General features: G+C 72.1%; 21 protein-coding genes. 5 read left to right on the forward strand and 16 right to left on the reverse strand.

Going from position 1 to position 22170, the window contains the following annotated elements; genetic code table 11:
• Positions 1-10 precede the first annotated feature (10 nt).
• From AV521_RS24085 to AV521_RS24140, 12 genes are all read right to left on the reverse strand, one after another.
• Positions 11-1117 carry an aliphatic sulfonate ABC transporter substrate-binding protein gene (locus AV521_RS24085; RefSeq protein WP_076090681.1) on the reverse strand — a complete coding sequence of 369 codons (1107 nt, stop codon included), beginning with the start codon at positions 1115-1117 and terminating at the stop codon, positions 11-13.
• Between the two features lie 223 nt (positions 1118-1340).
• Entirely contained in the window at positions 1341-2675 is a 1335-nt protein-coding gene (locus AV521_RS24095; RefSeq protein WP_076090683.1) for a sulfate adenylyltransferase subunit 1, read from the reverse strand.
• A gap of 2 nt (positions 2676-2677) precedes the next feature.
• Complete coding sequence (gene cysD, locus AV521_RS24100) at positions 2678-3613, reverse strand: sulfate adenylyltransferase subunit CysD (RefSeq protein WP_076090685.1); 936 nt, start codon at positions 3611-3613, stop codon at positions 2678-2680.
• Positions 3610-4146 (reverse strand): adenylyl-sulfate kinase, encoded by a 537-nt coding sequence (cysC, locus tag AV521_RS24105; protein WP_256725674.1) that lies wholly within the window; start codon positions 4144-4146, stop codon positions 3610-3612. Before cysC ends, cysD begins: the two co-directional genes overlap by 4 nt.
• 26 nt (positions 4147-4172) lie before the next feature.
• Positions 4173-4883 (reverse strand): phosphoadenylyl-sulfate reductase, encoded by a 711-nt coding sequence (locus tag AV521_RS24110; RefSeq protein WP_076090689.1) that lies wholly within the window; start codon positions 4881-4883, stop codon positions 4173-4175.
• Positions 4880-5062, reverse strand: coding sequence for a hypothetical protein (locus tag AV521_RS24115; protein WP_076090691.1), 183 nt, complete (start codon positions 5060-5062; stop codon positions 4880-4882). The genes AV521_RS24110 and AV521_RS24115 overlap by 4 nt, the downstream gene beginning before the upstream one ends.
• Positions 5059-6756 (reverse strand): nitrite/sulfite reductase, encoded by a 1698-nt coding sequence (locus AV521_RS24120; RefSeq protein WP_076090693.1) that lies wholly within the window; start codon positions 6754-6756, stop codon positions 5059-5061. Before AV521_RS24120 ends, AV521_RS24115 begins: the two co-directional genes overlap by 4 nt.
• 126 nt (positions 6757-6882) lie before the next feature.
• Entirely contained in the window at positions 6883-6966 is an 84-nt protein-coding gene (locus tag AV521_RS52750; RefSeq protein WP_309486338.1) for a putative leader peptide, read from the reverse strand.
• Positions 6967-7105: 139 nt separating this feature from the next.
• Positions 7106-7678: a GNAT family N-acetyltransferase gene (locus tag AV521_RS24125; protein WP_076090695.1), complete on the reverse strand. Its 573-nt coding sequence runs from the start codon at positions 7676-7678 to the stop codon at positions 7106-7108.
• A gap of 84 nt (positions 7679-7762) precedes the next feature.
• Positions 7763-9097: a hypothetical protein gene (locus AV521_RS24130; RefSeq protein WP_076090697.1), complete on the reverse strand. Its 1335-nt coding sequence runs from the start codon at positions 9095-9097 to the stop codon at positions 7763-7765.
• A gap of 175 nt (positions 9098-9272) precedes the next feature.
• Positions 9273-10559: a GAF domain-containing protein gene (locus AV521_RS24135; protein WP_179023358.1), complete on the reverse strand. Its 1287-nt coding sequence runs from the start codon at positions 10557-10559 to the stop codon at positions 9273-9275.
• Between the two features lie 341 nt (positions 10560-10900).
• A complete protein-coding gene (locus AV521_RS24140) occupies positions 10901-12538 on the reverse strand; it encodes an acyl-CoA dehydrogenase family protein (protein WP_076090701.1) in 1638 nt (545 codons plus the stop codon).
• A gap of 131 nt (positions 12539-12669) precedes the next feature.
• On the opposite strand from AV521_RS24140, the gene AV521_RS24145 reads away from it, so the two are divergent.
• Positions 12670-13893 (forward strand): YihY/virulence factor BrkB family protein, encoded by a 1224-nt coding sequence (locus AV521_RS24145; RefSeq protein WP_179023345.1) that lies wholly within the window; start codon positions 12670-12672, stop codon positions 13891-13893.
• Between the two features lie 162 nt (positions 13894-14055).
• Here AV521_RS24145 and AV521_RS24150 read toward each other — a convergent pair whose 3' ends face one another.
• Positions 14056-15003 carry an NmrA family transcriptional regulator gene (locus tag AV521_RS24150; RefSeq protein ID WP_256725666.1) on the reverse strand — a complete coding sequence of 316 codons (948 nt, stop codon included), beginning with the start codon at positions 15001-15003 and terminating at the stop codon, positions 14056-14058.
• A gap of 81 nt (positions 15004-15084) precedes the next feature.
• Here AV521_RS24150 and AV521_RS24155 point away from each other — a divergent pair, with 81 nt between their 5' ends.
• The 3 genes from AV521_RS24155 (at position 15085) to AV521_RS24165 (ending at position 17897) form a co-directional block, all read left to right on the forward strand.
• Positions 15085-16032 (forward strand): AraC family transcriptional regulator, encoded by a 948-nt coding sequence (locus AV521_RS24155; protein WP_076090703.1) that lies wholly within the window; start codon positions 15085-15087, stop codon positions 16030-16032.
• A 171-nt stretch (positions 16033-16203) separates the two neighbouring features.
• The gene (locus tag AV521_RS51045) at positions 16204-17145 is read left to right on the forward strand and encodes a VC0807 family protein (protein WP_256725667.1); all 942 of its coding nucleotides are present in this window, start codon (positions 16204-16206) and stop codon (positions 17143-17145) included.
• A gap of 65 nt (positions 17146-17210) precedes the next feature.
• Positions 17211-17897 (forward strand): AraC family transcriptional regulator, encoded by a 687-nt coding sequence (locus AV521_RS24165; protein ID WP_076090704.1) that lies wholly within the window; start codon positions 17211-17213, stop codon positions 17895-17897.
• Here AV521_RS24165 and AV521_RS24170 read toward each other — a convergent pair.
• The 3 genes from AV521_RS24170 to AV521_RS24180 all read right to left on the reverse strand — a co-directional run bounded on the left by AV521_RS24170 (position 17880) and on the right by AV521_RS24180 (position 20341).
• Positions 17880-18281: a VOC family protein gene (locus tag AV521_RS24170; protein ID WP_076090822.1), complete on the reverse strand. Its 402-nt coding sequence runs from the start codon at positions 18279-18281 to the stop codon at positions 17880-17882. The genes AV521_RS24165 and AV521_RS24170 overlap by 18 nt on opposite strands.
• 62 nt (positions 18282-18343) lie before the next feature.
• On the reverse strand, positions 18344-18976 hold the full coding sequence (locus tag AV521_RS24175) for a VOC family protein (protein ID WP_076090705.1): 633 nt from the start codon (positions 18974-18976) through the stop codon (positions 18344-18346).
• Between the two features lie 306 nt (positions 18977-19282).
• Positions 19283-20341: a LacI family DNA-binding transcriptional regulator gene (locus AV521_RS24180; protein ID WP_076090706.1), complete on the reverse strand. Its 1059-nt coding sequence runs from the start codon at positions 20339-20341 to the stop codon at positions 19283-19285.
• Between the two features lie 241 nt (positions 20342-20582).
• Between AV521_RS24180 and AV521_RS24185 the strand changes: the two genes are divergently transcribed.
• Positions 20583-22157 carry a carboxylesterase/lipase family protein gene (locus AV521_RS24185; RefSeq protein WP_179023347.1) on the forward strand — a complete coding sequence of 525 codons (1575 nt, stop codon included), beginning with the start codon at positions 20583-20585 and terminating at the stop codon, positions 22155-22157.
• Positions 22158-22170 lie beyond the last annotated feature (13 nt).

A 22170-nucleotide genomic window follows, 5' to 3' on the forward strand; every position in this document is an offset into this window, starting at 1 on the left:
GGTTCTTACGTCAGCTGCCGAGGCCGGCGTCGCTGACCGTGCTCTCGCCCTCGGCCTTGAGGACCTTGTTGAGGATCGTCAGGTCGTAGATGCCCTTGAGGTTCGGCTTGTGCAGCAGGCCGGCCTTGACCGCGTGCTGCGCCTCGGTGTCGAGGGTGGCGGCCAGCGGGTCGTCGGTGAACTGGATCGACTTCCAGGCCGGGTCCAGGACGTTCGCCGGCAGGCCCTTGCCGGAGTCGTCCGCCAGCTGCTTGTTCGCGGCCGCCTTGGCCTGGTCCGGGTTGGCGTTGATCCACTTGTTGGTCTCGACCGAGGCCTTCAGGACCGCCTCGACGGCCTTCGGGTGCTGCTTCAGGAAGTCCTGCCGCACGATGATGTTCGTGATCACGAACTTCTTGTCCGGCCACAGCGACGACTCGTCCAGCAGCACCTTGCCGCCCTTGGCGACCAGCTTGGACGCGGTCGGCTCCGGCACCCAGGCGCCGTCGACGGAACCGGACGCGTAGACATCCGGGGTGGTCTTGTTGTCGGTGCGGACGACCGTCACATCACCCTTGCCGCTCTGCGCGTCGACGTTCCAGCCCTGGCCGGCGATCCAGTTGAGGAACGCCACGTCCTGCGTGTTGCCGAGCTGCGGGGTGGCGATCTTCTTGCCCTTGACGTCCTGCAGGGACTTGATCTTCTTCGGGTTCACCACCAGCTTCACCCCGCCGGAGGCCGAACCGCCGATGATCTTCAGAGCGTTGCCGTTCGACTTGGTGTAGCCGTTGATCGCTGGGGACGGACCGATCCAACCGATGTCGATGGAGCCGGAGTTGAGGGCCTCGATCTCGGACGGGCCGGCGTTGAAGGTCGCGTACGAGGCCTTCGTGGCGCCCAGTTCCTTCTGGAAGTAGCCCTGCTGACGGCCGACGAGCGCGGTGCCGTGGGTCAGGTTCCCGAAGTATCCGATCTTGACGGAGTCCAGGCCGTCGGTCTTCTTGGCCCCGGCGGCCACCTTGGCGGTGTCGTCGTTCTTGCTCTGGGACCCGTAACCGCAGGCGGCGAGCGTGAGGAGGGGGAGCGCGGCGAGCGCGGCGATACCGCGGCGCACCATGGCGGAGTGGTTGGCAGGCACGGGAGGTGTTCCTCTCGTTGGCCCGGCGGTCACGGTCTCTCAGGCCGTGGCCGGGAGATCGGCAGGTCTGCGTCTACGGCGGTGGGGGGTGCGGGCGCGCAAGCGGTGCGCGTACGTCAGCACACACATCGCGCGACCCCGCCCTGCCCGCTGCCGAGAGCGCCGCTGCCGATGCGGCCGCCCTCCTTCGCGAACGTGGAGTAGACATCGGTCGTCGTCATGGTCAGAAGTCCCAGCCGTCGTCTTCGGCCGCGTCCCTGACCGGCTCGGGCGCGGCGAACGACTCGCCGACCATGCCCGCGGTCAGCGTGGTGCCGTCGCTCGGGTCGATCAGGATGAAGGAGCCCGTGCGGCGCGAGTCGGCGTAGGCGTCGACCGGCAGCGGCTCGGCGGTCCGGATCTTCACCCGGCCGATGTCGTTGGCGACGAGCTGTCCCGGGTGCGGGTGCAGGGACAGGTCGTCCAGCGTCAGCCGGGACGGGATGTCCTTCACGATCGCCTTGACCGTGCGGGTGCCGTGCTTGAGCAGCACCCGGTGGCCGACGGTCAGTGCGGCGTCGGCGACATGGCAGACGGTGGCCTCCACGTCCTGCGTGGTGGCCGGCGCGTCCTTCGTCGGCACGATCAGGTCGCCGCGCGAGACGTCGATGTCGTCCGCGAGCAGCACCGTCACCGACTGCGTCGTCCAGGCCACGTCGACCGGCTCGCCGAGCAGATCGATGCCGGAGATCGTCGTCGTACGGCCGGACGGCAGGACCGTGACCGGGTCGCCGACACGGAACGTACCGGCCGCGATCTGGCCCGCGTATCCCCGGTAGTCCGGGTGCTCGGCGGTCTGCGGCCGGATCACGTACTGCACGGGCAGCCGGGCGTGGCAGTGCGCCAGGTCGTGGCTGACCGGGACGGTCTCCAGGTGCTCCAGGACGGTCGGGCCGCCGTACCAGTCCATGCTCGCGGACGGCTCCACCACGTTGTCACCGGCGAGCGCAGAGATCGGGATCGCGGTGACCTCGGGAACGCCCAGTTCGGTCGCGTACGCCGTGAACTCCTCGGCGATCGCGGCGAACACCGTCTCCTCGTAGTCGACGAGGTCCATCTTGTTGACCGCGAGGACGACGTGCGGGACGCGCAGCAGGGCCGCGATCGCCGCGTGCCGGCGGGTCTGCTCGACCACGCCGTTGCGGGCGTCGACGAGGATCACGGTCAGCTCGGCGGTGGAGGCACCGGTGACCATGTTGCGGGTGTACTGCACATGGCCCGGCGTGTCGGCCAGGATGAAGCGGCGCCGGGGCGTGGCGAAGTAGCGGTAGGCCACGTCGATCGTGATGCCCTGCTCCCGCTCGGCGCGCAGGCCGTCGGTGAGCAGCGCGAGGTCCGGGCCGTCCTGGCCGCGGCTCGCGGAGGCCCGCTCCACGGCCTCCAGCTGGTCGGCGAGAACCGACTTGGAGTCGTGCAGCAGCCGTCCGACGAGGGTGGACTTGCCGTCGTCGACGGAGCCGGCGGTGGCGAACCGCAGCAGCGTGGTGGCCGAGAGCGACTCGGTCGTGGTCGTGCTCATGGCTAGAAGTACCCCTCGCGCTTGCGGTCTTCCATCGCGGCCTCGGACATCTTGTCGTCGGCACGGGTCGCGCCCCGCTCGGTGAGCCGGGAGGCCGCGATCTCGGCGATCACGGCGTCCAGCGTGGTCGCGTCGGAGTCGACGGCTCCCGTGCAGGACATGTCACCGACGGTCCGGTAGCGGACCTGGCGCTTCTCGACCCTCTCGCCGTCCTTCGGGCCGCCCCACTCGCCGGCCGTCAGCCACATGCCGCCGCGCTGGAACACCTCGCGCTCGTGTGCGAAGTAGATCTCCGGCAGCTCGATGCCCTCGCGGTCGATGTACTGCCACACGTCCAGCTCGGTCCAGTTGGACAGCGGGAACACCCGGACGTGCTCGCCGGGGGCGTGCCGGCCGTTGTACAGGTTCCACAGCTCGGGGCGCTGGCGGCGTGGGTCCCACTGGGAGAACTCGTCGCGCAGCGAGAAGACCCGCTCCTTGGCGCGGGCCTTCTCCTCGTCCCGGCGGCCGCCGCCGAAGACGGCGTCGAACTTCTCGCTCTGGATCTTCTCGGTCAGCGGCAGCGTCTGCAGCGGGTTACGGGTGCCGTCGGGACGTTCCTTCAGCACACCGCGGTCGATGTAGTCCTGGACCAAGGCCACATGGAGGCGCAGCCCATGGGCGGCCACCACACGGTCCCGGTACTCAAGGACCTCAGGGAAGTTGTGTCCCGTGTCCACATGCAGCAGCGAGAACGGCACGGCCGCCGGCGCGAACGCCTTCAGCGCCAGGTGCAGCATGACGATGGAGTCCTTGCCGCCGGAGAAAAGGATCACCGGCTTCTCGAACTCGCCCGCCACCTCGCGGAAGATGTGCACCGCCTCGGACTCCAGCGCGTCCAGATGCGACAGGGCGTACGGGCTGTCCGTGCCCTCCTGCACGGAAGCGACGGTGGTCATGCCAGTCCCCTTTCGCTGAGCACGGCGTACACCGACGCCGCGGACTCCTGGACCGTCTGGTTCTGGGACTCGATCCGCAGATCGGGCGACCGGGGTTCCTCGTACGGATCGTCGACCCCGGTCAGCCCCGTGAGCTCGCCCGCGGCCTGCTTGGCGTACAGGCCCTTCACATCGCGCACGGAGCACACCTCGACCGGGGTGGCCACATGCACCTCGACGTACGCCGTGTCGTGCTCCTCGTGGCGCTTGCGCACCGCGTCCCGGCTGTCCGCGTAGGGCGCGATCACCGGGACGAGTGCCGTGACACCGTTGCGGGCCAGCAGTTCGGCGACGAAACCGATGCGCTGCACGTTGGTGTGCCGGTCCGCACGGCTGAAGCCGAGTCCCGCCGAGATGAACTCGCGGATCTCGTCGCCGTCGAGCACCTCGACGCGTCGGCCCTCGGCCCGCAGCCGGTCGGCCAGCTCGTACGCGATGGTGGTCTTGCCGGCGCTCGGCAGACCCGTGAGCCAGACGGTGGCTCCGGTGGTCACGTGGTTCTCCTGGTTGTCGATGGTCGTCATCCGTGCAGCCCGCACTCGGTCTTGGCGCGGCCCGCCCAGCGGCCGGCCCGCGCGTCCTCGCCCTCGAGGACCCGCCGGGTGCACGGGGCGCAGCCGACGGAGGCGTAGCCGTCCATCAGCAGCGGGTTGGTGAGGACGCCGTGCTCGGCGACGTAGGCGTCCACGTCGTCCTGGGTCCAGCGGGCGATCGGGGAGATCTTGACCTTCCGCCGCTTCTCGTCCCAGCCGACGACCGGGGTGTTCGCCCGGGTCGGGGACTCGTCGCGGCGCAGGCCGGTCGCCCACGCCTGGTAGCCCTTCAGCCCCTCTTCCAGTGGCCTGACCTTGCGCAGCGCGCAGCACAGGTCGGGGTCGCGGTCGTGCAGCTTCGGGCCGTACTCCGCGTCCTGCTCGGCGACCGTCTGCTTCGGCGTGAGCGTGATGACGTTGACGTCCATCACGGCCTCGACGGCGTCACGGGTGCCGATGGTCTCCGGGAAGTGGTAACCGGTGTCCAGGAACACGACGTCGACGCCCTTCAGCACGCGCGAGGCGAGATGGGCGACGACGGCGTCCTCCATGGAGGACGTGACGCAGAACTTCGTGCCGAAGGTGTCGACCGCCCACTGCAGGATCTCCAGGGCGGAGGCGTCCTCCAGGTCACGGCCCGCCTGCTCGGCGAGTGCCTTCAACTCCTCGGTCATACGGTCTTCCTGAGCCGTCGTCATATCCGCTCGTCCCCTCCGTGGTCGGCTCGCTGCAGCCCCCGGGCGAGCAGCCCGAGGAACTTCAGCTGGAATGCGCGGTTGCAGGCCCCGCATTCCCAGGCACCGTGACTCTGCTCGTGCGGACGCAGGTCCTCGTCGCCGCAGTAGGGGCAGTAGAAGGGCGCGGCACGCTCGCTCACGACAGCGCCTCCTCAGGAGCGCGGGAAGCCCAGGTCGCGAACCGCTCGCCGTCCTCGCGCTCCGCCTGGAACCGCTTCAGCACCCGCTCGATGTAGTCGGGCAGCTCCTCCGACGTCACCTTCAGGCCGCGCACCTTGCGGCCGAAGCCCGCCTCCAGGCCGAGGGCCCCGCCGAGGTGCACCTGGTAGCCCTCGACCTGCTCGCCCTGGTCGTTCAGGACCAGCTGGCCCTTGAGACCGATGTCCGCGACCTGGATACGGGCGCAGGCGTTCGGGCAGCCGTTGAGGTTGATGGTGATCGGCTCGTCGAAGTCCGGCAGGCGGCGCTCCAGTTCGTCGATCAGCTGCGAACCGCGCTGCTTGGTCTCGACGATGGCGAGCTTGCAGAACTCGATGCCGGTGCAGGCCATCGTGCCGCGCCGGAAGGAGGACGGCCGGGCGGTGAGGTCCAGCGCCTCCAGGCCCTCGACCAGCGAGTCGACCTTGTCCTGCTCGACATCGAGGACGATCATCTTCTGCTCGACGGTGGTACGGACCCGGCCCGAGCCGTGCGCCTCCGCGAGATCGGCGATCTTCGTGAGCGTGGCACCGTCGACGCGGCCGACCCGCGGGGCGAAACCGACGTAGAAACGGCCGTCCTTCTGACGGTGCACACCGATGTGGTCGCGCCACTGCTGCACGGGCTGCTCAGGGGCGGGCCCGTCGGTCAGCCCGCGCTTCAGGTACTCGTCCTCCAGCACCTGCCGGAACTTCTCCGCGCCCCAGTCGGCGACGAGGAACTTCAGGCGGGCGCGGGTGCGCAGCCGGCGGTAGCCGTAGTCACGGAAGATCGAGATGACGCCCTCGTAGACGTCCGGGACCTCGTCGATCGGCACCCAGGCGCCGAGCCGCACGCCGAGCTTGGGGTTGGTGGACAGGCCGCCGCCGACCCACACGTCGAAGCCGGGGCCGTGCTCGGGGTGCCGTACGCCGACGAACGCCACGTCGTTGATCTCGTGCACGACGTCCAGCAGCGGCGAGCCCGAGATGGCCGTCTTGAACTTCCGGGGGAGGTTCGAGTACGCCTTGTTGTTCAGGACACGGCGCTTCATCTCCTCAAGCGCCGGCGTCGCGTCGATGATCTCGTCCTCGGCGATGCCCGCCACCGGGGAGCCGATCATCACACGCGGGGTGTCACCGCAGGCGGTGACCGTGGACAGGCCCACGCCCTCCAGCCGCTCCCAGATCTCGGGCACGTCCTCGATCCGGATCCAGTGGTACTGGACGTTCTGCCGGTCGGTGATGTCCGCGGTCCCGCGCGCGAACTCCTGGGAGATCTCGCCGATCACCCGCAGCTGCCGCGTCGTGAGCGCGCCGCCGTCGATGCGCACCCGGAGCATGAAGTACTTGTCGTCCAGCTCCTCCGGCTCCAGCACGGCGGTCTTGCCGCCGTCGATACCGGGCTTGCGCTGGGTGTACAGCCCCCACCAGCGCATCCGGCCACGCAGGTCGTTCGGGTCGATCGAGTCGAAGCCGCGCTTGGAGTAGATCGTCTCAATGCGTGTCCGCACATTGAGACCGTCGTCGTCCTTCTTGAACTGCTCGTTGCCGTTGAGCGGGGTGAAGTGACCCACGGCCCACTGACCCTCACCACGGTGACGGCTCACCTTGCGGCGGGGCGCGGAGGCGGCGGGGTTCGGCGGAGTGGCGGCCATGGTTCTACGTCCTTCGAGACCGGTGGGAATCAGCTCTGACCTGCGCAGACGCGCGCACGCGGGCAGGCGTGCGCGCCTTTGCGCAAGAGGAATCAGGTGCGGGGGGTTCTCGGCGGTGCTGGGGCGTCAGCTCGCCGGACAGATGGCGCTGGACATGCGGCCGAGGTCGACGTGCCGCCGACTCACCAAGGCAATTCCAGTTCCAGACATGACGGAAGCGTGTCATGGCAATCTGGACACAGTCCAGCTTCGTCCATCATGCGGACATCCTTGTCCCGGAATATGGGACAAGGGTGTTGTCGCTCACATGCGCCGCGGGACGGCTTGTCCCGGCTGGTCAGGCGCGGTATCAGGCGGGATGAGCCCCGGGCCAGGGTCCCGGCGCGGCCACGTCGGGCTCCAGTTCGACCTTGGTGTCGAACAGCTTGAAGCCGCGCCGCCGGTAGTTGTCCATGGCGAACTCGCCGTCCTTGCTGCACGTGTGCAGCCATACCCGCTTCGTCGGGGTCCGCTGCGGCCACCGCTCGGCCAGGTCCCAGGCGCGCGCCGTACCGTACGCCAGCAGATGGCCGCCGATGCGCCGGCCGCGGAAGGCGGGGAGCAGCCCGAAGTAGACGATCTCGACCATGCCCTCGTCCTGCGGCTCCAGCTCCACAAAGCCGGCCGGGGTGCCCCGGTCGTAGGCCACCCAGGTCTCCACGCCGGGCCGGTCCAGATACTCCTGCCACCGGGCGTACGTCCAGCCCAGCCGGTCGGTCCAGCGGATGTCGCCGCCGACCGAGGCGTACAGGAAGCGGCTGAACTCGGGGGAGGGGACCTCGGCCCGGACGATCCGGACGTCGCCCTCGGGCATCGCGGCGGGCAGAAGGTCGCCCGGTGACGTCTGCTCCAGGGACCAGGTGGTGACAGGGACGCTGCTCATGCGGGCCAGGGAATCATCCCGCGTCCCGGTCTGTCGATCGACCCCGTCCGTCGCTCGGTCGAGGTGCCCCGAAGCCGGCCCGGGTCACCCCAGTGACCGGTCCAGCGCGGCCAGGGGCATGGCGAAGAGCATGCGGTCCGACAGGGACCACACCTCGCCCGTCTCCTGCCAGTAGGAGAGGGACGCCGTCGACTGTGCCCAGCAGCGGTGCGAGCCGTCCGAGCCGCAGCGGGCCGCCTTCGCCCCCGCGGCGTCCTGCCGCCACAGCCCGCCGTGTCCGTTCCATGAGCCGGGCAGACGTCCCACATACCAGGACGCACCCTCCGCCCCGGGCTGCCAGTAGGACAGCACACCCCGGATCCCGGTCGCCCCGGTCCGGTACGCCTCCACCGCCTCCACCCGGCCCCCGGCGTCCGTGGCGAGCAGCCCGCCGCGTGCCGGAGCCGTACTGAAGGCGTACCGCCACAGCCGGGCGCTCTTGTCGCCCTCCGGCGCGGTCCACTCCGCGGCGACCAGGCTGTCCGGCGCGGTACCCCGGTCCACGGACAGCGCGCCGGTGCAGGGCGGGCCGGAGCGGGCGCAGCGGCCCGCGGTGAACCGGTACGAGCCCACCGCGGGCATCACATAGCGGTAGCCGTCGGCGGACCAGCCGCCGGGTACCCGCCCGATCGCGGGCCCGTCGACGCTGGTCCGCTGGATCCGGTCGAGGTCGTAGACATACAGCGCGTCGGCGCTGCCGCGCCGGGTGGTGACCAGCAGCTTGTCCTCGTACCAGACCATGCCGGAGATCGCGGAGGACAGGCCCCGGTAGTCACGGCCGCCGTCGACCGGCACCACCAGCAGCACCCAGCGGTAGGCGAGGCGGGTGGGATCGTCGGCGTCCACGAAGGCGACCCTGGCCAGGCCCCGCTCGTCGGCGCGGCCGCCGGTGTCACTGTGGGTCCAGCCGGCGAGCACGACCCGGTGAGTGCCCCAGATGCCGTCGTCGTCGGCGACCCCGGAGGTGGTCACCGACGCCGGCCGCCAGTCGGTGCCGGTGGTGTCGGCCGGGTCCCAGCAGTAGGCGCGGGTGGCGGCCGGGGTCACGGGCAGGGACGCGCGGTCGGCGGCGGAGCAGCCGGCGGACGGACGCATTCCGCGGTCGGCGCTCGCCAGGACGGCGTCCACGCCGACCGGGCGTCCCATCGCGGCCGACAGCCGGTCCAGCGTGCGGGCGGGGACCAGCCGCTCCTGGAGCCGGAGCGGTGCGGTGTCCGCCGGGGACGAGAGCGGCTTGAGCGCGCCGGGGCTGTCGGTGACGTCCGCCTGGGACGCGCTGATCAGGGTGGCGGCCGCGGTGAGCGCCAGCGCGGTCCCGGTCAGGAAGGCGCGCAGTGCCGCGCCGCGCCTGCGCCGCCGGTGTCTGCCGCGATGCTTCATCTCGTCCCCTCTTCCAGGACTCCCGCGCCGCCGAGGCGCGCCGGCCGGTGGGGGACCAACTGCGCCTGCTGATCCGTACGTTGACCTGAGAAGCGGATGGGGAGGCCCATAGGGGATGCTACGGCAGCAACGGTCCGCGCAGGGCCGAGACCCCGCAAATATGCGGAAGAATCGCTCACCGGGCCCCGGCATCGCCGCCCTGCGCCGCCGTCCGCCGCCGCGTGATCGCCGGTGCCGTCGAGGAAGGCAGCAGGTCACGAGGGTCGCCGGGCAGCAGCGTCTCGATCTCCGCGTCCTCGCGGAAACGATACGGCCGATGCTGGAGCAGTTCCCCGAAATACCGCCGGATCCGCGACATCTCGGCCCGCACCGTCACCGTGCGTGAGGGATCCCCGAACAGGTCACCGGCCAGAGCCGCCGCACCGCGTCCCGAGCGGTGGACGGCGAGCAGATACAGCAACTCGGCATGCCGAGGGCTGAGTTCACGCGACCAGGAACCCGCCGAACCGGACACCGTCAGCGTACTGCGGCCCGGCCGGGCCAGGTCCAGCACGATCCGCGTGACCGTGCCGAGCGGTTCCTCCGCCACCCGCAGCAGCCAGCCCCCGGCCAGCGGCTCCACCGCGCACGAACCCAGCGACGGCAGCCACCGGCGGCCCGGCGCCAGCGACTTGGGCAGCGCGACCCGCCGCACGTACGGCATCCCGGACACGGCCGCCGACCAGCCATTGCGGTCCACCACCAGCGCCCGCCCGTCCAGCCGGGCCAGCACCGGCGCCGCCACCGACCGCAGCCGCTCCAGCGCGTCCACATGCAGTTCCCGCAGCCGCGCCTCGGCCAGCTTGGCCACCGAGTCCACCCAGGCGAGGGTCGCCGGATGCATGGTCTCCAACGGACCGCTGACGTCCACGACCCCGATCAGCCGCCCGTCCCGGGGATCGGTGATCGGCGCGCCCGTGCAGGTCCAGGAGGCGTGCGAGCGGACGAAGTGCTCGGCGGCGAAGACCTGTACGGGTCGTCGTACGACCGCCGGGGTGCCCACGCCGTTGGTGCCGACGACGTCTTCCCGCCAGTCCGCGCCGAGTTCGAAGCCCAGGCCGTCCGCCTTGCGCAGCACCGGCGAGGCCCCCTCCCGCCACAGCACCCGCCCGTCGGCGTCCGCGACGACCATGATGTGCTGCGCCACATCGGCGACCGAAAGCAGCCCCTCGCGCAGCACCGGCAGCACCGGCCGCAGCGGTGACTCCTCGCGGCGGCGCCGGACTTCGTCGGAGGACAGCAGACCGGATCTGAAGTCGTGGTCGGGATCGACACCGCTGCGCAGCATCCGTCCCCAGGACTGCTCGATCACCGGACGGGGCGCGATCCGCGCACGTTGACCGGCAAGTGTGGCGTCGCGTACCTCGCTCAGCAGTCGCGCCGCCTGTGTCGCGTCCACAGCGGCCAGGCGCGCCACGTTCATCGGCGGGTTCACCACGGGGGTCCTCCCGGAAAAGGGCTTCGAACATACTTGTCAAGCCGTCACGGGCGGCGGTTTCCGGTCCGGCTGTACCTCTCATACTGCCGCTCCGGGCAGGCCGGGGGCACACACTCCGCGCACGTGCGCCGACAAGTTGCAACCCCTTGCAACCCTGGTGGACGGCCGGAGTGTGGCCGAGACTTGTCGCGTCCGCGGGCTCAACGGGCCCAGGTGGTGGGGGTGGTGCCGTGTCGGCGCAGCACCACCCCCTCCGGGGGGTTCAGCCGAATTCGCTACACGGGTCGCGTGTCGGGGCGCGTCGGCGGCTGACAGCGCCCTCGGCTTCAGGAGATCGGACGTGCTCGTTCGACAATCGCTTTGAGGCCCAGGCCCGTTGGCAAGGTGCCGAAGGATGCTCCGTGGTCTCCGCCCAGTCGCGAGGCGCAGAAGGCATCCGCGATCTCCGGCGGGGCGTGGCGGACCAGGAGGGAACCCTGGAGCACCAGCGCGAGCCGTTCCACGAGCCGCCTGGCGCGGCCCTCGACGGCGTCCAGGTCGGCGAGTTCGGTGAAGAGGTCCTTCACGGCGCGGTCCAGGCGGTGGTCGGCGCCGTGGGCGCGGCCGATCTCGGTCAGGCACGCGTTCAGCGCGCCCGGCTCCCGTTGCAGCGCACGGAGCACGTCCAGCGCCTGGACGTTTCCCGCGCCCTCCCAGACGGAGTTCAGCGGGGACTCCCGGACCAGCCGGGGCAGACCCGACTCCTCGACGTACCCGTTTCCGCCCAGGCACTCCGCGGCCTCGACCGCGACGGGCGCACAGCGCTTGGTGATCCAGTACTTGGCGGCCGGCACCGCCAGCCGCAGGAAGGCGCGCTCCTGCTCGCCGCCGTCGTCGTAGGCGGCCGCGAGCCGCAGGGCGAGGGTGGTGGCGGCCTCGGACTCCAGCGCGAGATCGGCGAGGACGTTGCGCATCAGCGGCTTGTCGAGCAGCCGGCCGCCGAAGGCCTCCCGGTAGGTGCAGTGGTGGATCGCCTGCGCCACCGCCTGCCGCATCAGGCCCGCCGAGCCGAGCGCGCAGTCCAGCCGGGTCGCCGCGACCATCCCGATGATGGTCGGTACCCCACGCCCCTCCTCGCCGACCCGGCGCGCCCAGGTGCCGGCGAACTCCACCTCCGCGGACGCGTTGGAGCGGTTGCCCAGCTTGTCCTTCAGCCGCTGGATGAGGAAGACGTTGCGGGAGCCGTCGGGCAGGACGCGTGGCACCAGGAAGCAGGTGAGGCCCGCCGGGGCCTGCGCGAGCACGAGGAACCCGTCCGACATCGGTGCCGAGCAGAACCACTTGTGCCCGGTCAGCGTGTACGTGCCCGACTCCGCGAGCGGCCGGGCCTCGGTGGTGTTCGCCCGGACGTCGCTGCCACCCTGCTTCTCGGTCATGCCCATGCCGAAGAGGGCGCCGGGCTTCCGCGCGGCGGGCCGCAGCTCCCGGTCGTAGAGCGTGGACGTGAGCCGCGGCTCCCACTCGGCGGCGAGCCCGGGGTCGGTGCGCAGCGCGGGCACGGCCGCGTGGGTCATAGACAGCGGGCAGCAGTTTCCCGCCTCGACCTGGGTCCAGATCAGGAATCCGGCGGCCCTGCGGACATGCCCGGACGGCCGGTTCCAGGCGGCCGTCAGCCCCGACGAGACGCCCTTGCCGAGCAGCCGGTGCCAGGCCGGGTGGAAGTCGACCTCGTCGATCCGGTGGCCGTACCGGTCGTGGGTGCGCAGCCGCGGCGGGTGCTCGTTCGCCTGCACGCCCCACTCCTGCAACTGCGCCGAGCCCGCGGAGCGGCCCAGCAGGGACAGCTCCGCGCGGACCTCGTCGAGCACGTCCGGACCGGTGTGCCGCTCCATGGCCGCCACCAGGGCCCGGTCGGCGGTGAAGAGGTCGTAGCCGACCAGCGGGGGCGGCTGGTTCGTCACGGTGTGGGTGGGGGTGCCTGCCATGATTGCGAACCTACCCGGGACTGCGGCGGTGATGACCTCCAGAGTGGCACAGCGCCGCGGCCGGCGGCGCCGGATGCGGCCGTCCGCCCCGGAAGGTGAGGGCGGTCCGGTGCTGCGGATACCTTTGGGTCGTGCAGCCAGCAAGTGAACCCCCCGAGCCGCCCACCGGTCGCCTCCACCGGGCCAGAGTCCTCTACCGGAACGTCTCCAAACGCCGGACCGCCTGGCTGCTGCTCAAGGACACCGTCAACTCCTGCGTGGAGTACCGCGTCCTGGGCCTGGCGGCCGAGGCGGCGTTCTTCACGCTGCTGTCCGTGCCGCCCCTGCTGCTCTGCCTCATCGGGCTGCTCGCCTACGTCGACAACTGGACCGGGGCCCACACCATCCAGAGCCTGGAGACCAACATCCTCGACGCCTCGCGGACGGTCCTGTCCGACAAGGGCGTGAAGGAGATCGCCGAGCCGATCCTGCACGACGTGCTGAGGACCCGGCCCGACGTCATCTCCATCGGGTTCGTCTTCGCCCTCTGGTCCGGATCACGCGCGGTGAACGTCTTCATCGACACCATCACCGTCATGTACGGCCTCGACGGCGTCCGCGGCATCGTCAAGACGCGGATGATGTCCTTCCTGCTGTTCATCGTGGCACTGCTGATCGGCTCGGTGGCGCTGCCCCTGATGGTGGCCGGCCCGGACGCCGTGGTCCGGGTGGTGCCCTGGTCGGAGACGGTGGTCCAGGTCCTGTACTGGCCGGTCGTCATCGTCCTGTCCGTCGCCTTCCTGACCACCCTCTACCACGTGTCCGTGCCGGTCCGCTCCCCGTGGATCGAGGACGTCCCCGGCGCCCTGGTCGCCCTGGCCATGTGGGTCCTCGGCAGTTCCCTGCTTCGGATCTACCTCGTGCACACCATCGAGGGCGCCACGATCTACGGCTCCCTGGCCGCATCCGTCGCCGTCCTCCTGTGGATCGGGGTGTCCGCCTTCGCCGTCCTCGTCGGCGCGGCGGTCAACGCCGCCATCGACCGGGTCTGGCCCGCCGCCGCCACGGCCGCCGCCCGCGCCTCGAACGAGCGGATCCGCGAGGCCCAGGTCGTCGAGTACGTCGCCCGGGCCGCGGCCGCCCGCGAGGCCGACCCCGACGACCCCGACATGCCCTCCGAGTTCCCCGAGCGCTGGTCCCGCTTCCTGCCCCCGGAGGACGTCACGGCCCGCCTGCGTACCCACGCCAAGCACACCCACCACACGCACAAGGCCAACGGCCGTCCTCCGCACGAGGGCCACGAGGGCCACGAGGCCGATCAAGGCCATCCGCACGAGGCGGGCGGGGACGCGGGCACGGCACACCGGGGGAAGTGACCCGAGGTGCCGTAGGGCATGCCGTGGGCGTGCCGTGTCATGAGCCGTACACGCATCCAGGCCGATTCGGCCTGCGCGCGCGTGCGGGTCAGTACGTCGTGCGCGCGCGTGCTGGTCGGAGGGGCGTACAGGCCAGCCCGTCCCTGACGGCCCGCGTCGGTGTCAGACCTTCCACGCCCCGGCCGCCGCAGCCTGGCGTGCGTAGTCCCCGAAGTCCCGCGGCGCCCGGCCCAGCACCTGCCGTACGCCGTCCGAGACGTGCGCGTTCCGCCCGTCGAGCAGCGACGCGAACAGCTCGACCAGGAACTCCACCTCCTCGGGCGGCACCCCGAACCCGGCCAGCCGCTCTCCGTAGTCCCGCGGCGCAACCGCCCGGTACGTCAGCTCCCGCCCGGACGCCGCGGCGACCTCGGCGACCGCCTCGCCGAAGGTCAGCAGCCGCGGCCCGGACACCTCCAGCGCCCGCCGCACATACCGGTCGCCGTCGGTGAGCGCCGCCACCACCACGTCCGCGATGTCCCGCACATCGACGAACGGCTCCCGCACCGCCCCGCCCGGGAACACCAGCTCCCCGCCGGTGCGCAGCTCCGCGAGCAGCGGCCCCTCGCTGAAGTTCTGCGCGAACCACGCGGCCCGTACGGCCGTCCACTCCGCACCCGACTCCGCCAGTGCCTGCTCCGTCGGCAGGGCCTGCTCCTCGCCACGGGCCGACAGCAGCACCAGCCGCCGTACCCCTAGCCCCACCGCCGTTCGGGCGAGTCGGCCGACCGCCTCCGGCGCGGACGGATCGCCCACGTCCGTCGGGTACACCAGGTAGGCCGCGTCGGCGCCGCGCAGCACCGGCTGCCAGGTCGAACCGTCCTGCCAGTCGAAGCCCTGCGCGCGGGAGGCGGCGCGGACGGTCAGGCCCGCCGCACGCGCCGCCGCCGCGACCCGGCTGCCGGTACGGCCGGAGGCACCGGTCACGACCACCGTCGACACCGCCGTCCTCGTCGTCGTGTCCGCCGTCGCCCGCGTCGTGACGGTCTGCCGAGTGCTCCGAGTGCTCTGAGTGCTCTGAGTGCTCTGAGTGCTCTGCGTGTGCTGCGCGTTCTCCGTGTTCTGCGTCATGCTCGTCAGTCAACTGCCGTGCGGAGACGGGCGACATCGCCGAGCCGCTCGCGCCCATAAGCGCGCGTCTACGCTGCCGTCATGGACGCACTCGCAGGTCTGCTGGACGGTCCGCGCGCGCACGGCGCCTTCATGATCCGGGCATGCTTCGATCCGCCGTGGGCCGTGCGCGTGGAGGACGAGGCACCGCTGACCGTGATGCTCATGGCACGCGGCACCGCCTGGATCACCCCTGACGGCGACGGCGTGCCGGTGCGGCTCGGCCTCGGAGACCTGGCGATCGCGCGCGGCCCGGACGCGTACACCTGCGGCGGCGAACCGGACACCGTTCCACAGGCGCTGATCCTGCCCGGCGGCGAGTGCCGCTACCCCGACGGCACCTCCCTGAACGGCTCCATGGACCTGGGGCTGCGCACCTGGGGCGACCGCCCCGACGCCGCCACGGTCATGCTCATCGGCACCTACCTGATGCGCGGCGAGATCCACGGCCGCCTCCTTGACGCCCTGCCACCGCTGCTGACACTTCCCGCCGCGGTGTGGGACTGCCCGCTCACACCGCTGCTGGCCGAGGAGATCGTGCGCGACGAACCCGGCCAGGAGGTGGTTTTGGACCGCCTGCTGGACCTGTTGCTCATCAGCGCGCTCAGGGTCTGGTTCTCCCGCCCGGAGTCCGCGGCCCCGGCCTGGTACCGGGCACTGGGCGACCCGGTCGTCGGCCGTGCGCTGCGCCTGCTGCAGGACGATCCGGCGCACCCGTGGACCGTGGCCGCGCTCGCCGCCAAGGCGGGGGTGTCCCGCGCGGCCCTCGCCCGCCGCTTCACCGGCCTCGTGGGCGAACCACCGATGTCCTATCTGACCGGCTGGCGCCTCGCCCTCGCCGCCGACAGGCTGCGCGACACGGACCTCACCCTCGACACCATCGCGCGCCACGTCGGGTACGGCAGCGCCTTCGCCCTCTCCACCGCCTTCAAGCGCGTGTACGGCGTGAGCCCGCAGGAACACCGGGCGGGCCGCGCCGGCCGCCCCTGAGGACCACGCCCCAGATCTCCACCCTCGCACTCCACCTGCTTTCCACCTGGCTCTCCACCCGTGCTCCGATCCGCCGGGCACCGCTTCGGATCTAGCGTTTTCCGCAGGTCGGCGCTGTCCGGCCGGAGGCAGAGAGGCGGAGGCAGAGCGCCGGGCAAGGAGGCGGAGGGTATGGCGAACTCGGCGGGCAGGGCGGACATGGCGGGTGCGGCGGAGGGGACAGATGCGACGGGCGCGACGGGCCAGGTACGGCCGCTGGGCGTGGGGGAGAGGAAGGGGAAGGGCGGTGCGGCCTACGGCCCGCTGCTCTCGACAGCCGTCGACATCGTCCTGCCGCTCCTCGTCTACTACGCGGCCCGCGCCCTCGGCATCGGACAGGGGCCGGCTCTGCTGCTCGGCGGTGCACCACCCGCTCTGCGCCTGATGACCGGTGCGGTGCGGCGGCGCCGGATCGACGGTGTGGACCTGTTCTTCACGGTGCTGCTGGCCGCCGCCGCGCTGGCCACCCTGATCGGTGGCAGTACCCGGATCCTGCTGTTCAAGGACGCGGCGCTGTCCCTCGTGGTCGGCGCCTGGGTGCTCGGCACCGGGTTCACCGACAGACCGCTGGCCTTCCAGCTGAGCCAGCGACTGCACCGGGGCCCGGCGGCCCTGGCGAGGGCCCGGACATGGCGGGGCTCCGCCGACCTCCGCCGCGGACTGCGCGTCCTGACGGTCGTCTGGGGCGCCGAGCAACTGCTCGACGGCGCCTTCGGCACACTCGCCGCCGCCACCCTGCCCACCGGCATCGTGCCGCTGCTCACCCGGGTCCTCTCACTCCTGCTCCTCACCCTGACCGCCGCGGCCACCGCCGCCTACGCCCGCCGCTTCCGCAGCCGTTACGGCGTCCGGCTGTTCGGCGCCATCGGCACCGGAGGCGGTGCCATAGCCCCTGACACCGGAGGCAGTGCCGAGGCCCTGGGCACTGAAAGCGGCGCCGGAGGCGGGACCGGTGTCCCCGCCGAGGGGTGGCAGGCGACGGCGGACGGGGGCATTCGCGAGGGCATACGCACCACGCCGGTGCCGCCGCGTCCCGAGCCGGCACCGGCGTCCGAGCCGAGCGACCGGCCGTAGGGCGGGCACTCCTGGAGCGGGGGATGCCGGGCCCTGGGGCCCACCAGCGACGTACGCTGGCACACGTGTACGCGGAGCGGGCGTCCCGGCTGACAGGCGCGGTCGTGTGGACGAACACCCCGGACGGGGCCGGTGCCGGGCCGGTGCTGCCCGACGGCTGCATGGATCTGCTGTGGAGCGAGGGCCGGCTGCTGGTCGCGGGCCCCGACACCCGCCCCTACGTCCCTGAGGGCCCACCCCGCTCCTGGGCAGGCATCCGCTTCTACCCCGGCACCGCACCCGCACTGTTCGGCGTACCCGCGCACGAACTGCGCGATCTACGGGTCGACTTGGCCGACCTGTGGCCCGCCGCCCGGGTCCGGCGACTGTGTGAGGGGGTGGAGGCGACGCCCGACCCGGTGGCGGCACTGGAGGACATCGCCGTGGACCGGGCCGCGCGGACCACGGCCCCAGACCCGCTGCTGCGCCGGCTGGTGGAGCGTCTGGACGAGGGCCGCCCGGTGTCCGCCACGGCCGCCGAACTCGGCATCGGCACCCGCACGTTGCACCGCCGCTGCCTGGGCGCGTTCGGCTACGGTTCCAAGACGCTGGCCCGCATCCTGCGTCTGCAACGGGCGCTGGCGCTGGCCCGTGCCGGAATGCCGTACGCCGAGACGGCCCTGCGTGCCGGGTATGCGGACCAGCCTCATCTTGCCCGAGAGGTGAGGGAGTTGACGGGTATGCCGCTCGGTACGCTACTCGGCGCCGGGTAGCGGGGCGAACAGGTCGACGCCGTTGCCGTCGGGGTCGTGCACGGTGGCGTACCGCTGCCCCCAGAACGCGTCCCACGGCTTCAGCTCCCCGTGGTGGCCGGCGGCCACCAGGTCCTCGTACAGGGCGTCGACCTCGGCGGGCGAGTCGCACCGGAAGGCGAGCCCCACGCGCCCGCCGCCCTGGGGCGGCCGCCAGCCGGAGTGGAAGGAGCGGACGGTTGCCTCGGTGTCCAGCGCGAGCACCAGCCCACCGGGCAACTCGGCCTCGACATGCGGCTGTTCCTCGGCGCCGGGAGGGAAGACCAGTCCGAGGCGACGGTAGAAGGCGAGTGAGGCGGCCAGGTCGGAGGCCACCACGCCGATCACGGCGAATCGTGCAGTCATGCGGTCACCGTAGGCGGGCGGCCGCCGCCCGGTCTTGAAGGAATCGGACACCCTCGCGCGCCTCAGGCGAAGGTGACCGGTCCGTTGGGGGTGTCCACGGTGAAGGAGAGCGCGACCGGTCCCGGGGCGAGTGTCAGTCCGGTGTCCAGGGCCGCGAGGGGGCCGCGCACCTCCTCCGGGTCCGGGACAGTGGCGGTCACCTCCAGCAGCGGGGTGACCGGCAGGCCCGAGGCGGCCGGGTGGCGGGAGTCGCCCCAGCCGATCAGGAACGGGACCAGCCCGGAGGGATGCGCGTGGTCGCCGTCGGTCAGCCGCCAGCGCAGCACGGTGCCGTCCGGCGTACGGCGGCTCATCGGGCGCGCGGGCCCCGGGTCGTAGCCCCGAGCGCGTGCCGTCGTGATCGCCGCATCCAGGTCGGCCGGACTGATCGCCCAGGTCAGCGTGCACGGCCCGGCCAGCCGGTCGACTCCGAACGGCCGTGGCCCGGCGGGCTCGGGCTGCTCGGGGTCGGGGCCGAGGATCTCCAGATAGCTCCGGCCGCCCAGCCCCACCAGATGGTTGCGTGTGCCGAGGCCGAGATGCACCCCGCCGGGGACGGGCGTCACCCCGGTCCGCCGCGCGAAGTCGGCGACCGTCGCCGCCAGGTCGGGCGTGGCGAGGACGAGATGGTCCAGGAGCGGGGGAACGGCGTTCATGACCGGCGAGGCTACGGTCACCGTCCCTTCGCTTCAAGAGAGTTGGCCCGGAGGCCTGGCAGGTCGAGGCCCTGCGTGAGGTTTCTGCGGTGCGGAGGTTCCGCCGTTGGGGGAGTAAAGCTCACGTGCGTGGAGGGCCACGTGAGTGCGGCTCACCCCCGAGGGCGCGGGCGTGTGACCGGTGCCGTACCACGGCTGGGGGCCGTCGCGGCGGCCGCCGCCGCACTGCTCGGGGCCGCCGTCGCGCCAGCGGGGACCGAGAGAGGCCTGATCACCGTGATTGCAGCACCTGTCGGCCGCTCGGGATCAAACCGTCGGCCGTCCGCCCGGCGGCTCGGCCGTGCTTGAGCGCCGTACCAGCCGGGTCGACAGCTCGGTGCGGGTGCCCTCCGGGCGCTCCCCGTGCATCATCCGCACCAGCAGCCGCAGCGCGGTCGCCGCCATCTCGCCGAGCGGCTGGCGGACGGTGGTCAGCGCAGGGGCGGCCCAGCGGGCCTCGGGCAGATCGTCGAAGCCGACGACGCTCATATCGTCAGGCACTCGCAACTCCCGTTCCGCGAGCGCCTGGTACGCCCCGAGGGCCATCCGGTCGGAGCACACGAACACGGCCGTCGGCGGCTCGGGCAGGTCCAGCAGTTCGTGCATGCACCGCCGGGCGGTGGCCTCGTCGAAGTCGGCGTGCCGCACATAATCGGCCCGGTGCCGCACGCCGGCCGAGGCGAGCGCGGAACGGTGACCGGCCACCCGGGCGCTGCCGCACAGCGTGCGCCGGTGACCGGCGATCACCGCGATCCGCCGGTGGCCGAGCCCGAGCAGATGCTCGGTCGCGCTCACCCCGCCCTGCCAGTTGGCCGCCCCGACCGACACCACCCCGGCCGGCGGCTCGTGCGCGGGGTCGATCAGCGCGTACGGGATGCGCTGGTGGTCCAGCCACGCGTACTGCGACGGCGACAGCTCCGGCAGATTGAACAGCACGCCCGAGGAGCCGCGCGCCGTCAGCTTGTCCAGCCAGCCCCGCTCCGGCCGGCCGCCCCGGGGCCGGGTCAGCCCGGCCGAGACCACCACCTCCAGGCCCGCCTCGTACGCCGCCGCCTCCACCCCGTGCAGCACGGCGCCCGACCAAGGGCTCTGCAGTGAGTGCACCACCAGGTCGACCAGGCCCTGCGTCCTCGCCGTGTCGAAGCGGGGCCGGCGCACATAGCCGAGCCGGTCCAGGGCCTCGGTGACCCGGCGACGGGTCTCCGGTGCCACGTCCTCGCGGCCGTTGACCACTTTCGACGCCGTGGGCACCGACACCCCGGCCTCCCGGGCCACCACCGCCAGCGTCGGCCCGGCCGGCACCCGCACACTCCCCGCACGGACCACAGAAACCGCCTCTCCGGCCCGCCCTCTTCCCGGGCCTGCCCACCGATGCAGAAAGCGCTTCCTATGATAGATGGGTGTCAACACGGACGTGAAGACACGGGAATTCACGAGCGGTACGCCGAACGGCCCAGTGCCGGGCCCCTGCGCCGGAATAGCTGCCCGCACTGTGATGCTCTGAGGTGAACAGGACACTCAGTGTGGCTGTGAAGGACGCAGGAGCACGGCGAAGGGCTGGTGGGCGATGACGGCAGACCAGACGGGCCCCGTGGTCAGAACGCCCCACGGGGCCGTACGCGGCCGGTACGAGCGGGGGATCGCGGTGTTCCGGGGCATCCCGTACGCCGCCCCGCCCGTCGGCCCTCTCCGGTTCCGGCCGCCGGAGCCGCTCGAACCCTGGGACGGCGTACGCGACAGCGGCGCCTTCGGTCCGACCGCGCCGAAACCGCCGTACTCCGAGGCGTTCGCCCAGTACCTGTCCGACCCCGAGATCCCCGGGGACGACTGCCTCAACCTCAACGTGTGGACCCCGGAGCCATACCCCGGAGCCCGGCTCCCCGTCCTCCTCTGGCTCCATGGCGGCGCCCTGACCAGGGGCTCCTCAGCCGTCACCGTGTACGACGGCGGTACCTTCGCCCGGGACGGCGTCGTCTGCGTGTCCATCAACTACCGGCTGGGCGTGGAGGGTTACGGACTCTTCCCCGACGCACCGCCCAACCCTGGACTGCGCGACCAGCTCGCCGCGCTGCGCTGGGTCCACGAAGTGATCGGCGCCTTCGGCGGCGACCCCGACCGGATCACCCTGTGCGGACAGTCGGCCGGCGCCATCAGCGCCGGAGCCCTGCTCGCCGCCCCCCAGACCCGGGGTCTGATCCGGCGCGCGGTGCTGCAGAGCGGCCCGCCCGAGGTCGCCGAGCGCGCCAAGGTACGGCGGATGGTGCGCCGTATGGCCACCCGCCTGAAGATCCCCGCCACCGCCGAGGCCTTCGCCGCCGTCGACCGCGGCCTGCTGCTGCGCACCCAGGCCGAGGTCGGCCGGCTCAGCAGCCCGGTGCTCGGCGGACCCGCCTTCGGGATCGTCGTCGACGACGACCTCGTCCCCCGCGACCCCCTGCAGGCCCTGATCGACGGCGACGCCGCCCCGGGCGTGGAGCTGCTCATGGGCTGGACCCGGGACGAGTACCGGCTGTGGCTGGTGCCCGGCGGACTCCTCGAACACGTCGACCGGCTCGGCCCCGTCTCCCTGGCCGGCGCCATGGCCCGCTGCCGCGCCGGCCACGAGGTGCCCCGCGGCTACCGCGCCCTGCATCCCGACGCCGGCACCGCCGAGATCGTCGGCCAGATGGTCACCGACCATCTGCTGCGCATCCCCCTGCACCGCCTCGCCGACTCCCGCCCCGGCGTCTCCTACCTCTACGAGTTCGCCTGGCCGTCCGGCCGCCCGTCCCTCGGCGCCTGCCACGCCCTGGAGCTGGGCTTCGTCTTCGACTCCGGCGACACGCCCGAATCGAAGAAGCTGGCGGGCGAGGGCGCCCCGCAGGAGCTGTGCGACGCGATGCACGGAGCCTGGGTACGCTTCGCCACGACCGGCGACCCCGGCTGGGAGCCCTGGGACGCGTCGCATCCGGTACGGATCTTCGGCGACCGCGTCCCGTATACCGCATACGGTCCACGAGATGCGGAATTCGCCCTCTGGACCACCGCCACCACCGTCCCCGATCCCGCCCCGGCCACCGACACCGTCACCCGGCCCCCCGGAACGGAACTGGCGGCAGCGGTACGCCGCCTACGGAGGTCGGTCGCCGCCAGACGCCGCTGACGGCGCCTCGAAA

This window comes from Streptomyces sp. IMTB 2501 (assembly GCF_001953885.1).
In the GTDB taxonomy this organism is placed as follows: Bacteria; Actinomycetota; Actinomycetes; order Streptomycetales; family Streptomycetaceae; genus Streptomyces.